At 66.9% G+C, this 14,627-nt stretch carries 13 protein-coding genes; 4 read left to right on the top strand and 9 right to left on the bottom strand.

Translation table 11 applies throughout. The annotated features are described in order from the left end of the window. Positions 1-550 precede the first annotated feature (550 nt). A complete protein-coding gene (locus tag GD1_RS18510; RefSeq protein ID WP_059039078.1) occupies positions 551-1,420 on the top strand; it encodes a 3-hydroxyacyl-CoA dehydrogenase in 870 nt (289 codons plus the stop codon). Between the two features lie 150 nt (positions 1,421-1,570). Continuing rightward, the gene (locus GD1_RS18505; protein ID WP_059039082.1) at positions 1,571-3,343 is read left to right on the top strand and encodes an oleate hydratase; all 1,773 of its coding nucleotides are present in this window, start codon (positions 1,571-1,573) and stop codon (positions 3,341-3,343) included. A 504-nt stretch (positions 3,344-3,847) separates the two neighbouring features. Here the strand turns inward: GD1_RS18505 and rsgA are convergent. From rsgA to GD1_RS18480, 5 genes are all read right to left on the bottom strand, one after another. Continuing rightward, positions 3,848-4,885 (bottom strand): ribosome small subunit-dependent GTPase A, encoded by a 1,038-nt coding sequence (rsgA, locus tag GD1_RS18500; RefSeq protein ID WP_059039077.1) that lies wholly within the window; start codon positions 4,883-4,885, stop codon positions 3,848-3,850. Then, positions 4,882-6,144, bottom strand: a complete 1,263-nt coding sequence (gene aroA, locus GD1_RS18495; RefSeq protein WP_059039076.1) for a 3-phosphoshikimate 1-carboxyvinyltransferase — start codon at positions 6,142-6,144, stop codon at positions 4,882-4,884. The genes rsgA and aroA overlap by 4 nt, the downstream gene beginning before the upstream one ends. Positions 6,145-6,212: 68 nt before the next feature. Next, complete coding sequence (locus GD1_RS18490) at positions 6,213-6,599, bottom strand: VOC family protein (RefSeq protein WP_020793454.1); 387 nt, start codon at positions 6,597-6,599, stop codon at positions 6,213-6,215. Positions 6,600-6,684: 85 nt separating this feature from the next. Continuing rightward, positions 6,685-6,912: a hypothetical protein gene (locus GD1_RS18485; RefSeq protein ID WP_020793453.1), complete on the bottom strand. Its 228-nt coding sequence runs from the start codon at positions 6,910-6,912 to the stop codon at positions 6,685-6,687. Positions 6,913-7,111: 199 nt separating this feature from the next. Continuing rightward, the gene (locus GD1_RS18480; protein WP_059039075.1) at positions 7,112-8,830 is read right to left on the bottom strand and encodes a nucleobase:cation symporter-2 family protein; all 1,719 of its coding nucleotides are present in this window, start codon (positions 8,828-8,830) and stop codon (positions 7,112-7,114) included. 77 nt (positions 8,831-8,907) lie between these two features. Here GD1_RS18480 and GD1_RS25690 point away from each other — a divergent pair, with 77 nt between their 5' ends. Further along, positions 8,908-10,251 carry a class I SAM-dependent methyltransferase gene (locus GD1_RS25690; RefSeq protein WP_307190357.1) on the top strand — a complete coding sequence of 448 codons (1,344 nt, stop codon included), beginning with the start codon at positions 8,908-8,910 and terminating at the stop codon, positions 10,249-10,251. A gap of 79 nt (positions 10,252-10,330) precedes the next feature. Here the strand turns inward: GD1_RS25690 and GD1_RS18465 are convergent, their stop codons facing one another. Beyond that, positions 10,331-11,092 (bottom strand): SDR family NAD(P)-dependent oxidoreductase, encoded by a 762-nt coding sequence (locus GD1_RS18465; protein WP_053777162.1) that lies wholly within the window; start codon positions 11,090-11,092, stop codon positions 10,331-10,333. A 119-nt stretch (positions 11,093-11,211) separates the two neighbouring features. Beyond that, positions 11,212-12,993, bottom strand: a complete 1,782-nt coding sequence (locus GD1_RS18460) for an acyl-CoA dehydrogenase (RefSeq protein ID WP_020791815.1) — start codon at positions 12,991-12,993, stop codon at positions 11,212-11,214. A gap of 134 nt (positions 12,994-13,127) precedes the next feature. On the opposite strand from GD1_RS18460, the gene GD1_RS18455 reads away from it, so the two are divergent. After that, complete coding sequence (locus GD1_RS18455) at positions 13,128-13,754, top strand: TetR/AcrR family transcriptional regulator (protein ID WP_244882884.1); 627 nt, start codon at positions 13,128-13,130, stop codon at positions 13,752-13,754. Positions 13,755-13,775: 21 nt separating this feature from the next. Here GD1_RS18455 and GD1_RS18450 read toward each other — a convergent pair whose 3' ends face one another. Both GD1_RS18450 and ykgO read right to left on the bottom strand, forming a co-directional pair. Next, positions 13,776-14,432 carry a class II aldolase/adducin family protein gene (locus GD1_RS18450; protein ID WP_059039074.1) on the bottom strand — a complete coding sequence of 219 codons (657 nt, stop codon included), beginning with the start codon at positions 14,430-14,432 and terminating at the stop codon, positions 13,776-13,778. A 45-nt stretch (positions 14,433-14,477) separates the two neighbouring features. Continuing rightward, positions 14,478-14,600, bottom strand: a complete 123-nt coding sequence (gene ykgO / locus GD1_RS18445) for a type B 50S ribosomal protein L36 (protein ID WP_020790990.1) — start codon at positions 14,598-14,600, stop codon at positions 14,478-14,480. Positions 14,601-14,627 lie beyond the last annotated feature (27 nt).

Raw genomic sequence — 14,627 nt, 5'->3', positions numbered from 1 at the left:
CTCGGAAACGCAACCACTGGGCCGACGGGGATATCGACTCGGCCCCGTGTGATCGGCAACTGGCCAAGCGGTCACCGGATGTGCCGGTGCCATGGTCGTGTGTTCGAGGTTGTGGGCACTGTTCGACCTGGGGTCACCACAGGGCGCAGGGAGAGGGTATCGAGGTGGCGGCGCGCTCGGATGCTGTGTACCCGAGAATTGCTTGCAATCGGAAGCTACTCGGATGCCTCCTCGCCTATTGTGTGGAGGCGCTTGGCGAATGTGAAAGGAGTCGTCGGAACTGCGGTGGCTGCATGTGTCTCGAGAGTTCAACGTTCCCGGAACACCTCGTGAAATCGTGACACCGCTCGAAGGAACGCTGGACCGAACGCACGATGGTGTCCAGGCAGTCCTGGTCAATCCGAACTCGGACACAGATCAATCGAATTCCTGTCCCGATATCGCACCCTCGAGCCGAATGTTTTGAGCGGCTTCATCACTGACGATGAATGTGATGTCGGACGCTCGGGAATCGGTTGACAGTGGTGTGGGCCCGCGATAGCTTCGGGCCATGGCGACAATCAATAACATTGCAGTGCTCGGTACCGGTGTTCTTGGATCTCAGATTGCTTTCCAGTCCGCATACAGCGGCAAAAAGGTTGTCGCATATGACATCAACGACGAAATCCTCGTCAAGGCCAAGGAACGCGCAGACGGACTCGCGAAGACCTACCTCGCCGAGGTCCCGGGCGCCACGCAGGCCAAGGTCGACGCCGCACTCGCGAATCTCTCGTTCTCATCGGACCTCTCGGTCGCCGTAGCCGATGCCGACCTGGTGATCGAGGCGGTGCCGGAGGTGCTGTCGATCAAGCAGGACACCTTCGCCAAGCTCAATGCGGTGGCGCCGGAGAAGACGATCTTCGCCACCAACTCGTCGACCCTCCTGCCCAGTGACATCGCGCCGTCGAGCGGCCGCGTGGACCGCTTCCTCGCCATGCACTTCGCCAACCGGGTCTGGCAGTTCAACACCGCCGAGATCATGGGCACCCCGGAGACCAGCAAGGAATCGTTCGACGCGGTCGTGGCCTGCGCCTCCGAGATCGGCATGGTCCCGATCCCGATGCACAAGGAGAAGGCCGGCTACGTCCTCAATTCTCTTCTCGTGCCGTTCCTCTCGGCCGCCGCACAGCTGGCTGCCGGCGACTATGCCGACCCGAAGGACGTCGACAAGGTGTGGCGCATCGCCACCGGAGCGCCGATCGGGCCGTTCCAGATCTACGACATCGTCGGCCTCAACACTCCGTACAACATCATGATGAGCGGCGACGAGGGGCAGCAGAAGCTCGGGAAGTGGCTCAAGGAGAACTACATCGACAAGGGCCGGCTCGGAATGGCCACCGGCCACGGTTTCTACGACTACACCACCGACGACAAGAGCTGACGGGCACTACCCCGATCGGGATCGCACGCCGATCGGGGTATGAGCACGCGGGGGCAACACCTAGTGGGGCACCCGAAGACGACAACTGAATACAGCAACCGACGACGAACCGCCGATGAGAACTGACGACGAGAGCGCAGGGACATGCCGATGCACTACGACGCCGGAAACTACGAAGCCTTTGCTCGCCCACGTAAACCCGCTGGGGTCGACGACAAGACCGCATGGTTCGTCGGTGCCGGTCTCGCCTCGCTCGCCGGGGCCGCGTTCCTGATCCGCGACGGCCAGATGCCGGGCGAGAAGATCACCATCTTCGAGGAGCTCGACATCCCCGGTGGTGCGCTCGACGGCATCAAGGAACCGAAGAAGGGTTTCGTGATCCGTGGTGGCCGCGAGATGGAGAACCACTTCGAATGTCTGTGGGATCTCTTCCGCTCGATCCCCTCGCTCGAGATCGACGGCGCCAGCGTCCTCGACGAGTTCTACTGGCTGAACAAGGACGACCCGAACTTCTCGCTGCAGCGGGCAACGGTCAACCAGGGCGAGGACGCCCACACCGACAACAAGTTCAATCTGGACGACAAGTCCCAGAAGGACCTGGTCCGGATCTTCCTCGCCACCCGTGAGGAGATGGAGAACAAGCGGATCAACGAGGTGTTCAGCGAGGAGTTCCTGAAGGGGAACTTCTGGCTGTACTGGCGCACCATGTTCGCCTTCGAGGAATGGCACAGCGCGCTGGAGATGAAGCTGTACCTGCATCGCTTCATCCACCACATCAAGGGGCTGCCGGATCTGTCGACGCTGAAGTTCACCAAGTACAACCAGTACGAGTCGCTGGTCCTGCCGCTCTACCGGTGGCTGCTCGACCATGGTGTGAACTTCCAGTTCTCCACCACCGTCACCGATGTGCACTTCGATCTCGCCGATCCCGCACGCAAGCAGGCGACCCGCATCGACTGGGTGCGCGACGGCAAGTCCGAGGCCACCACCCTCGGTCCCGACGACCTGGTGTTCATGACCATCGGCTCACTGACCGAGAACTCCGACGAGGGCGACCACCACACCCCGGCGAAGCTCGACCGCGGCCCCGCACCGGCATGGGATCTGTGGCGCACCCTGTCCACGAAGGACCCGTCGTTCGGTCGTCCGGATGTCTTCGGCGGCAACATCGACGAGACCAAGTGGGAATCGTGCACGGTCACCACGCTCGATCAGCGCATCCCGGAGTACATCCAGAAGATCACCAAGCGAGATCCGTTCAGCGGCAAGGTCGTCACCGGCGGCATCGTCACCGCCAAGGACTCCAACTGGCTGATGAGCTGGACGGTCAACCGCCAGCCGCACTTCAAGAACCAGCCCTCCGACCAGATCGTGGTGTGGGTGTACGGCCTGTTCCCGGACAAGGTCGGCGACTACGTCCCGAAGACCATGGCCGAGTGCACCGGTGAGGAGATCACCCGCGAATGGCTGTACCACATGGGCGTTCCCACCGACGAGATCGACGAGCTGGCCGCCACCGGCGCCAAGGCCGTGCCGTGCATGATGCCGTACGTGACCGCATTCTTCATGCCGCGCCAGGCCGGTGACCGTCCCGACGTGGTGCCCGAAGGGTCGGTGAACTTCGCGTTCATCGGGCAGTTCTCCGAGAGCCCGAGCCGCGACTGCATCTTCACCACCGAGTACTCGGTGCGCACCCCGATGGAGGCGGTGTACACCCTGCTCGACATCGAACGGGCCGTGCCGGAGGTGTTCTCGTCCACCTTCGACGTCCGCTACCTGCTCAATGCGACGGCCCGCCTGCGGGACGGCGCCGAGGTGGAACTGCCCGGGCCGCACTTCATCCGGGAGAAGCTGTACAGCAAGTTCGAGAGCAACGAGGTGGGCAAGCTGCTCGCCGAGTACAAGATCATCGCCGAGCCGTAAAGCGCAGACGACGACCTGCTCGACCGGTACACCGTGCCGGTCGAGCAGGTCGTCCTCGTTGTGGGGCCTCGTTGTGGGGCCTCGTTGTGGGGCCTCGTTGTGGGGCCTCGTTGTTGCCGCTGTCCGGTCGCGTCGGGACGTGAGCATCTCGGCGGTGTTGCGTTGTTGACGTCGGCCGGCGGAGGTTTCGACTCGTCTCGTCGCTTCGCTCCTTGACGGCTCAACCATCAACACTCGCTTGGTGTTTGAGGGTAGGTTGCTCAACCATCAATGCTCGCTTGGTGTTTGAGGGTAGGTTGCTCAACCATCAACGTTCGCTTGGTGTTTGAGGGGAGTTGCTCAACTATCGATGGTCGCTTGTTGTTCGGGAGATGGTCGCTCAACCATTCACGACGGTTTGCTGATCGAGCCGGGACCGAGCCGGAAGGGCGAGGACCCGTGTCGAGATCTCCGTGGCCTGCGCTGGGTGGTGACTACTCCGGAGCCGGTCGACCCAGCGTGTGCTCACCGCTCCGGGACGGCCTCGGGGTTCTCCTCGGTGGTGCCCCCCGACACCGCGATCAGAAGGTGGCGCACCGCCATCGCGCGCCGATGAGACGGACCCTGCAGCGCGTCGAGCGCGCACTCCGGGTCGGCGGGTGGACCCAGGTGGGTGCAGCCGCGCGGACAGTTCTCGATCGCATCACGCAGATCGTCGAAGGCGTCGATGATGTCGTCGGGACCCACATGCGCCAATCCGAACGACCGGATACCCGGGGTGTCGACCACCCACGAACGCTGGGTCGCGCCGTCGCCGGGCAACGGCAACGCCACCGACTGGGTGGACGTGTGGCGTCCCTTGCCCACCCCCGACACCACTCCGGTGGCCCGGTCGGCCTCGGGGACAAGACGATTGACAAGTGTGGACTTGCCGACCCCGGAGTGGCCGATCAGGGCGGTCAGGTGTCCACGCAACAGTGCGAGGACGTCGTCGAGCGGATCTGTGCGGCCGGCGTGGACGATCGGCAGATCGAGGCCTTCGAAGGCGGCGACGAACTCGTCGGGGGAGGCGAGGTCGGTCTTGGTCACGCACAGGATCGGTTCCAGCCCACCGACATAGGCTGCGGCCAGGGCGCGTTCGACAAAACCGGTGCGGGGTGGGGGATCGGCCATCGCGGTGACGATGAGCAGTCGGTCGGCGTTGGCGACGACGATCCGCTCGTAGGGGTCGGTGTCGTCGGCGGTGCGGCGCAACACGGTTCGGCGTTCGGCCACCTTGACGATCCGGGCGAGGGTGTCGGGCTTGCCGGTCAGGTCGCCGACCACTCCCACATCGTCGCCGACGACGATCGGGGTGCGGCCGAGTTCGCGGGCGCGCATCGCCACGACCCGGCGGTCGGGGTCGCCGCCGAGGGTGCACCCCCAGCGGCCGCGATCGACCGACACGACCATCGCGGATTCGGCGTTCTCGTGTGCGGGACGGGTTTTGGTGCGCGGCCGGCTGCCCTTGCCGGGACGGATCCGGACGTCGGACTCGTCGTAGCTCTCCGCGCGTCGGCTCACGGGCGGCCGATCATCTGCTGCCACATGCCGGGGAAGTCGGGCAGTGTCTTCGACGTGGTCTCGATGTCGTCGACGAGTACCGCGGGGACCTGCAGTCCGATGATCGCGCCGGCCGTGGCCATCCGATGGTCGGCATACGATTCCCACTGTCCGCCATGAAGTTTCGCGGGCCGGATGATCAGGCCGTCCTCGATCTCCTCGGCGTCGCCGCCGAGGCGTCCGATCTCGGTGGTCAGCGCCTTGAGCCGGTCGGTCTCGTGTCCACGCAGATGGGCGATGCCGGTCAGTCTCGACTCGGTGTCGGCCAGTGCGGCGAGCGCGGCGATGGTGGGGGTGAGCTCGCCGATCTCCTTGAGATTGCGGTCGATGCCCTTCAGTCGTTCCGGGCCGGTGACGGTGAGCAGACCGTCGACGAGCTCTACGGCACAACCCATCTCGGCGAGGATGTCGGCGATCTGTGCCCCCGGCTGGGTGGTCATCGACGGCCAGCGCGGCACGCTCACCCGGCCACCGGTGGCTGCTGCGGCGGCGAGGAAGGCCGCCGCATTCGACAGATCCGGTTCGATCGCCCAGTCGACGGCACGGATCGGCGTGGGCGGGACCCGCCACACGTCGGGGGTGGAGACGTCGACGACGACCCCGGCGGTGGCGAGCATCGTGATGGTCATCTCGATGTGCGGCATCGACGGAACCGGCGGGCCCACATGGGCCACCGTGATGCCCTCGTCGAACCGGGCACCGGCGAGTAGCAGCCCGGACACGAACTGCGACGATCCGGATGCGTCGACGGTCACCTGGCCACCGCGGGCCGATCCGGTGCCGGTGACGGTGAACGGCAGGGCGTCACCGTCGATCTCGACGCCGAGACCGCGCAGCGCGTCGAGGATGGTGGCCAGCGGACGATGCCGGGCCTGCTCGTCGCCGTCGAAGGCGACGCGTCCATCGGCCAGTGCGGCGACCGGCGGCAGGAAGCGCATCACCGTTCCGGCTAGTCCGCAGTAGACGTCGGTGCCGTGCATCGGATTCGGGGTGATGGTGACGGTGGTCGGGTCCTCGGCGTCGACGGCGACGCCGGTGCCCAGGCCGGTGAGTGCGGACAGCATCAGGTTGGTGTCGCGGCTGCGCAGTGTGCCGGTGATGGTCGACGGACCGTCGGCGAGGGCGGCGAGCAGCAGGGCACGGTTGGTGATCGACTTCGAGCCGGGGAGATCCACGACGGCGTCCACCGGCCCGGAAACGGGCGCATTCCACGTGCTCATGGCGTCCAGTCTGTCATGACGGCTCGACCGGGCGGCCAATCAGCTCTGGTAGCCCGGTGGGTGGGCGCTCACCGGTTGTCGAGACGCAGCGGATGCGTGGCGGGCACCTCGACGACGATGAGCAGCCGGCCGTCGGGATCGCGAACGTGCATCTCGATCAGACCCCAGGGCTCGGTCTGCGGCTCGCGTGCGATCTCCACCCGGGCCTGCCGGAGTTCGCGTTCGGTGGCGGCGATGTCGCGGACCTGCAGCCACAGTGCCCCCGACGGTTCCACGGCCGGGTCGGTGTCGGCGGTGAGATGACCGGGCACCTCGATCAGCCCGTTGCCCGCGTAGAACACCACACCGCCCGGATACTCCCGGGCCACGGCCAGACGCAGCTGATGACGGTAGAAGTGCTGCAGTCGCTCGGGATCGCCGGACCGGAGCAGCACGCGGCTGGTGAGGACCTCCATGCCTGAAGTGTCTACACGTCCATCGGCCGACCGCGTGGGACAACGGCGTCGGCGCGTCGGGAATGTCGGGATGTGAGCGGGTCGGTCACTGGCCTTCGGTGCTGCCGTCGCTCCCGCCGACGGCGTGCCCGCGGGTCACCTCGATGTCGTGGCGTGCGGCGTCGTAGGCGGCGGTCTCCCGCACGATCCGATCGGTCTCGCCGATCGGGGTGGCATCACCGAATGCGAACGCCGATGGACGCGGTGGTTCGGTCGGGATGTCGGGGTCGTCGACGGCGGGATCGAGCTCTTCGGGCTTGGGGCTGTGGGACATACCTCCACGATAGGAGCGTCGGGCCGCCCGGGCGCGACAACCGGGGACACCGCGCGGCCCGGGCAGCGAGAACCCCTCAGGGAGAACCCGGTTGCCGGCACGGTGCGGGTGTCTCCTGGGGACACGACGTGGGCGTCCGCCCCGGGGACGATCACCCGGTGCGGACGCCCATGCCGGTGCACGCCCAGGTCGTGGACTGTCAGCTCGAGGACTGGGACCGGGGGCCGCGGGCGGAGAAGCGGCCCTCGGTCTTGTCGTCCCACACGTCGAGCAGCCGGGTCACGGTGGGATCGCCCTGCGCCTTGATCCAGTCGCACAGTTCGCTGGGCGCCGACGGATTGGTGACGATGAACCGGTGCAGTCCGGCATCGTGCTCGGCGAGCAGCTTGAGCGTTTCCGGCGGGGTGGCCGGGTCGGCGGCGGCGAGGGCATCGCGCGGATCGAAGGCGCCGCCACGCGGGCCGTCGGCCGCCGACATCCCCTCTGAACTGGCCAGTCCCTCGGCGGTGACGACGTCGATCTCACCGGTGTTGTGGTAGTCGGCCGGATCGGGTGAGGTGCTGCGCGTGTTGAGCAGCAGGTTCAGCACGATCGCGGTGAGCGCACCGGCGGAGATACCGGAGTGGAAGATGGTCTGGAACCAGTCCGGGAACTGGTGGTAGAGATCCAGCGAGACGCTCACGCCGTCGGATGTGTAGTACAGCTTGGCCTCGGTCAGCATGGCGACGCCCACCGAGATCGCCACCACCAGGATGTTGGTGTTGTTGAACTTCACCTTGCTCAGCGTCCGGACGCCGCTCGCGGCGACCATGCCGAACAGTGCCACACCGGCGCCGCCGAGGACCGGCAGCGGGATGCCCTCGATGATCGCGGCCATCTTGGGCAGCAGTCCCAGCACCACTAGGATGCCGCCGGCGCACGTGGCGACGTGACGTGTCTTGACACCGGTGATCGCGACCAGTCCGACGTTCTGGGCGAAGGCGGTGTACGGGAAGGTGTTGAAGATGCCGCCGAGGACGGTGCCGAGACCGTCGGCGCGCATACCGTCGGCCAGCCTGCGCGGGGTGATCTTCTTGTCGACGATCTCGCCGACGGCCACGATGTCGCCGGTGGTCTCGGTCATGATCACCAGGGCGACGATGATCATCGCGATGATCGAACTGACGTCGAAGGTCGGGAAACCGAAGTAGAACGGCTCGGGGATCGCCACCCAGGAACTCTCACCGACACTGCTCCAGTCGGCCATCCCGAACGGGATCGAGATGAGGGTGCCGAGGACCAGACCGATCAGGATGGACACACGCTTGATGGTGGGCGGGGCGAACCGCTCGATCAGGATGATCAGCAGCAGTGTCAGGAAACCGAAGGCGATGGCTTTGGGGGCGCCGAAGTCCTCACCCTTGGCGGTGCCGCCGCCGAACCAGCCGGCGGCCACACGCATCAGGGAGACACCGATGATCAGGATGATCGTGCCGGTGACCAGCGGCGGGAAGAACCGGATGAGTTTCCCGACGATCGGTGCCACCAGGATCATGAACACACCGCAGGCGATCACCGAGCCGTAGATCGCGGTGATCCCGTGGTTGAGTCCGATGGTGATCATCGGGCCGACCGCGGCGAAGGTGACGCCCTGCATGAGCGGCAGGCGCACGCCGAACCGCCAGAACCCGACCGCCTGCAGGATGGTCGCGATACCGGCGACGAACAGGTCGGCGGTGATCAGGTGGACGATCTCGTTGCTCTGCATCTGCCCGGCACCGACCATCGCGCCGCCGACGATGAGCGGAACCGCGACCGCACCGGCATACATCGCCATGACGTGCTGCAGTCCGAGCGGGAAGAGTTTGAGGAACGGGGGGATGTCGTCGACGGGGTGGTCGGCGTCCCGGCCGTGCTTGATCGTCTGGAGAAATGACATGCACAGTGTCTATGAGTCGGACATTTCCGTCCCGCGCCATGCGTGTGTCGGTCGTGTTTCCGCCAGAATATATGACCATGGCAGGCAGAAACTCCTCTTCCCGAGGGGCACAGATCAGCGCGGGCATGCTCGTCTACCGGTGGCGCGACGACTCCCTCGAGGTCCTCATCGCGCATCCCGGGGGACCGTTGTGGGCGCGGAAGGACGACGGGGCGTGGACGATCCCCAAGGGGCTCGCCGAACCCGGCGAGGACCTCCTGGGTGCGGCGCGACGTGAGTTCGCCGAGGAGATCGGATCGGCTGTGCCCGAGGGCCCGGTCGTCGAACTCGGCGAGGTCCGCCTCACGAGCGGCAAGCGGGTCACCGGGTACGCCGTCGAGGGTGATCTCGACGTCTCGACCATCACCTCGAACACCTTCGAGATGGTGTGGCCGCCACGGTCGGGAAAGGTGGCGCAGTTCCCGGAGATCGATCGTGCGGGGTGGTTCGCCCTCGCCGACGCCGCGGTCAAGCTCAATCCGGCGCAGGCGGAATTCCTGACCCGGCTCACCGCCGCGCTCGACGACGTGACGCACACCGAGATCGAGGACCCCGGATCACGGCTGGCCGGCGTGTTCAATTCCGCCGCCGACGACTTCGACGCGGTGACCCCGCAGGTCTGGGGTCCGGCTGGAGAGGCGTTGATCGCCGCACTCGACCCCCGTGCGGGCGAGGCGGTGATCGACATCTGCTCGGGGACCGGTGCGAGTGTGCTGCCCGCGGCGAAGGCGGTGGGTCCCGACGGCCGTGTGCTCGCGGTGGACTTCTCCGCCGCGCTGCTCGACGTCGCCCGCGCCAAGGCCGGTGCGGAGGGATTGGGCAACGTCGACGTCGCGGTGGCGGACGTGACCACCCTCGAACCCGGGATCACGCCCTGCGAGAACGCCTTCGATGTCCTCGCATGTGCCTTCGGGGTGTTCTTCCTGCCGGAGATGGACGACGCCGCCCGGGGACTGCTCCGACTGGTCCGTCCCGGCGGCAAGGTCGGCGTGTCGGTGTGGCATGCCGATGCGATGGCCGACTTCGCCGCCGCCTACTTCGCCACGGTGGGCGAGATCGCCGGAGACACCGGGCATCAGGGGCCGAGGGCACCCGGCAGCGGCCCGCGACCGATCGACCGCATCAACACCGAGGAGACGCTGGCTGCGTGGCTGTCCGACGTCGGCGGACACGACGTGGCGGTCACCACCGTGCGGCTGCGGGTGGCATGCACGCCGGAGTTCGCATGGAAGCTGGTGCTGGGCAGCGGTTATCGGGGTGCGCTCACCGAGCTCGACGACGAGACGCGCCGGAGAATCCGGGACCGGTTCGTCGAACGCCTTGCCGCCGAACACATCACCGAGGTCAACTGCGACACCCTCATCGCCACCGCACGCGTCTGATTCGCACAGACCCTCCACACATACGCAGAAACGCCGCCTCTGGGGCGGCGTTTCTGTGGAACTGTGGAGGGTCTGGCGGCTATGTGGCGGTGAGTCCGCCGTCGACGACGATGGTCTGGCCCGTCATGTACCCACCGGCCGGTGAGGCCAGCCACACCGCGGTGGCGGCGAGTTCGGCGGGATCGCCGGTGCGGCCCAACAACAGTCGCGGCATCTGCGAGTCGAGGTAGCCGGGGGCGTAGCCGTCGGTCATCTCCGACTTGAAGAAGCCGGGGGCCAGGGCGTTGACGCGGATGCCGCGGCGGGTGCCCCACTGCTGGGCGAGGTCACGGGTCAGACCGATGATCGCGGCCTTCGACGCGCTGTAGGCCGCCTGCGGCAGCCCGGCGGTGGTGATGCCGAGGATCGACGAGATGTTGATGATCGCGCTACCCGGCTGCATCACCCGTCCGGCCGCCTGGGCCATCCAGTACGAGCCGTTGAGGTTGATGTCGACGACGTCGCGGAACTGCTGCGGTGTCTCCTTGGTGGCGGGTACGGCCGTCCCGACGCCCGCATTGTTGATCAGCACGTCCACGTGCCCGAAGGTCTCCATCGCGGAGTCGATGGCGCGCCGGCAGGCATCCGGGTCGGCGACGTCGGTGGCCACCGACAGCGGCGTGCGGCCGAGGGCCTCGACCTTGGCTGCGGTCTCGGCGAGCCGATCGGTGCGGCGGGCGGCGAGCACCACGTCGGCGCCGGCCTCGGCGAAGGCGGTGGCGAACGAGACGCCGAGGCCCGACGACGCGCCGGTCACCACGACGACCTTGTCGGTCAGGGAGAACATGTCGAGCACGGACACTGGTGGAGCTCCTTGGGTCGTGTGTGGAGTGGTGCGACACATCTGTGACGTGCAGCACCCTGCGTGACATGCAGAGTACTAGAACCGAGCGTGCGTTCGGTCGGGGCCCTGCTCACCGATCACAGCCAGGCGGGATCGGTGTCGAGGGTGGTGCGATCGAGGGCGGCGAGCAACTCGAACTGGGCGGCGGTCTTGGGCAGCTCGTACCGGAAGAAGTACTGGGCCGCAGCGCGTTTGCCGTCGTAGAAGTCGCCCGACTTGTCGCCGGCGGCCAGCAGCTGCTCGAGCCACATCCAGCCGATGACGAGGTGTCCGGCGGCCTCGAGGTAGGCGGTGGCATTGGCCAGCGCCAGTGCCGGGTCGCCGGTGGACCAGACCTTGGCGGTGGTGGCGACCAGGGTCTCGACGCGGCTGCGCAGGTCGTCGGCGTAGGCGGCCAGGGCCGGCTGTGCGGCCGCGCGGGTGAGGGTCTCGCCGATGGTCTCGACCAGCAGTTGCAAGCCCGCGCCACCGCGCATGATCACCTTGCGGCCCAACAGGTCCAGGCCGTGGATGCCGTGCGCACCCTCGTGGATCGGGTTGAGCCGGTTGTCGCGATAGTACTGCTCCACCGGGAACTCGCGGGTGTAGCCGTAGCCGCCGTGCACCTGGATCGCGAGGTTGTTGGCCTCCAGGCACCACTGCGACGGCCACGACTTGGTGATCGGGGTGAGTACGTCGAGCAAGAGGCCGGCGCGCTCACGTTCGGCGTCGTCACCGGTCTGCTGCAGGTCGACGAGCTTGCTGCAGTAGAGCCCGAGTGCCAGGGCGCCCTCGACGTAGGACTTCTGGGCCAGCAGCATGCGCTTGACGTCGGCGTGTTCGATGATCGGGATCGGCTTGGACTCGGGGTCCTTCTGGTCCACGGGGCGCCCCTGGGTGCGCACCTTGGCGTATTCGAGGGAGGCCAGGTAGCCGGCGTAGCCGATCGTGGTGGCCAGGAAGCCGACACCGATCCGCGCCTCGTTCATCATGTGGAACATGTAGGAGAGGCCTTGGTGCTCTTCGCCGACGAGGTAGCCGACCGCGCCGGGAACGGAGTGAGCGGGCGGCGCGAAGGTGCCGTCGCCGAAGTTGAGCAGGCAGTTGGTGGTCGCGCGGTTGCCCATCTTGTGGTTGAGGCCGACCAGGGCGACGTCGTTGCGGGTGCCGTCGGGCAGGAACTTGGGGACGATGAACAGCGAGATGCCCTTGACGCCGGGGCCGCCGCCGGGTGCCTTGGCCAGCACGAGATGCACGATGTTCTCGCCGATCTCGTGGTCGCCGGCGGAGATCCACATCTTGGTGCCGGTGATGCGGTAGGTGCCGTCGTCGGCGGGGACGGCCTTGGTGGTGATGTCGGCGAGTGAGGAGCCGGCCTGCGGCTCGGACAGGCACATGGTGCCGAAGTAGCGGCCTTCGACGATGGGTTTGACCCAGGTGTCGATCTGTTCGGGGGTGCCGTACTCGGTGAGCAGGTTGGCGTTGCCGATCGAGAGGAAGGCATACGACGACATCGCGGCGTTGGCGGCCTGGAACCAGGCCTGGGAGGCGCGGGCGACGACGGCCGGCAGCTGCATGCCGCCGAGTTCTTCGTCGAAGGTGCCGGCGATCAGCCCGGCCTTGAGGAATTCGGTGATCCCGGAGGTGATCTCCTCGGGGAGGACGACGCGTCCGTCGTCGCCGACGTAGGGCTCGTTGGCGTCGCCGAGGTGGTTGACCGGCGCGAAGCGGCTGGTCGCGATGTCGGCGGAGAGCTCGAGGACTGCGTCGAAGGTCTCTTTGGAGTGTTCGGCGAAGCGCGGCCGGGTGGTCAGCGATTCGACGTCGAGCCATTCGTAGAGCAGGAACTCCAGATCGCGACGGGACAGGGCGTCGGCCATGACTCTCCTCCGAGGGTGATGCGTTTCCTAAGCGAGTGCTCATTTTATGAGCACTCGCTTATACTGCCTCGACGGTGGTGTGACGTCAACCATGCCGATGCCGACGCAGGGGTCGGGACGAGGGAGGTGGTCGGGTGACCGAGGTGCGCAATGCCGGACCGGGTCGGTCCGGTGCGGCCGGATCTGCTGCGGCGCAACGTATCCGCGACGCGGCGATCGAGTCCTTCGCCGAGCACGGCTACGCCGGGACCTCGACGCGTCAGATCACGGCGCGGCTCAACATGAGTGCTGCGGCGATGTATCCGCACTTCCGGTCCAAAGAGGAACTGCTCTACTCGATCGCACTGGAGGGTCATCATCAGGTCAACGATGCGATCGCCGCGGTCGACGACCCGGCCGGGACCTACCGGGATCGCCTGCGGCTGGTGGTTGCGGCCTTCGCCGGCTGGCAGGCCGAGCATCACGCGCTCGCCCGGGTGGTGCAGTACGAGATGCGCGCCCTGACCCCCGATCATTTCCGCGTCATCGCGGGGCTGCGCCGGGAGATCACCGCGCGGCTCGACGAGATCGTGCGCGGGGGTGCCGAGACGGGGGAGTTCACCGTCGACGACACCGACGACGCGGTGCTCGCCATCTCGTCGCTGTGCGTCGACGTGTGCCGATGGTTTCCCAGTCGCGCACACCGGGATCCGGTCGCGCTGGGGCAGGCCTATGCCCGCACGGCCGAGCGGATCGTCGGCGGATCCGCGCGCTCTGGGTGAGGGCGTCGGTATCGGACGGGGTTACCGATTCCGTCCGGGGAACGGGGTGTAGTGGCGGCGGGCGCCGGCGGCGACCACCTCGGTGAGTGCGGCGCCGTCGAGGACGGCGGGTGTGCCCCCGCCCACCGAACGCAGGTACACATCCGAGAGCCACTCCACGAGTTCGAGGTTGTCGCAGGCGGTTTCGATGGTTCCGCCGACGGCCACCGACCCGTGGTTACGCATCAGCGCCGCGGTGCGCTCGTAGAGTGCGACCTGGATGACCTCGCTGAGCTCGGTGCTGCCGAAGACCGCATACGGGGCCACTCGCACCGATCCGCCGATGGTGGCCGCGGCGTAGTGGATCGGCGGCAGTTCGTCGACGATGTTGGCCACGGCCACCGACGACGCCGGATGGGCGTGCGCCACCGCGGCGACCGACGAGGTGCGGTAGATGCCGAGGTGGATGTGCAGCTCGGAGTTCGGGCGGTACCGGGTCGGCACGGACACCGTGCCGTCGAGATCGACCACCACCAGCTGCTCGGGATCGAGCGACTTCAGCCGTGAGTCCGACGGGGTGATCAGCACCTGGTCGCCGACGCGCACCGACAGGTTGCCGCTGGTCCCGGTCGCGAGCCCGGCGGCGGCGAGTTGATGGGCTGCCGCACACAGGGAGGCCCGCTGATCGTCGATGTCCACCCATCCGACGGTAGACCGTTTGCCTGATTCACGAAGTGTGAACCCTCAGCCCTGACGTGCCTTGAAACGGGGGTTCCCCTTGTTGATGACGAAGACGCGTCCACGGCGGCGCACGACCTGTGAACCCGGCTGCTTCTTCAGTGAGCGGAGGGAGGAACGAACCTTCATGACAACTCCTTAGTGAAAGTGGTTGTC

This window comes from Gordonia desulfuricans NBRC 100010 (genome assembly GCF_001485495.1).
Lineage (GTDB): Bacteria > Actinomycetota > Actinomycetes > Mycobacteriales > Mycobacteriaceae > Gordonia > Gordonia desulfuricans.
Note: the sequence above shows the minus strand (reverse complement) of the source record. Positions and strands in the feature narration are given on the sequence as shown.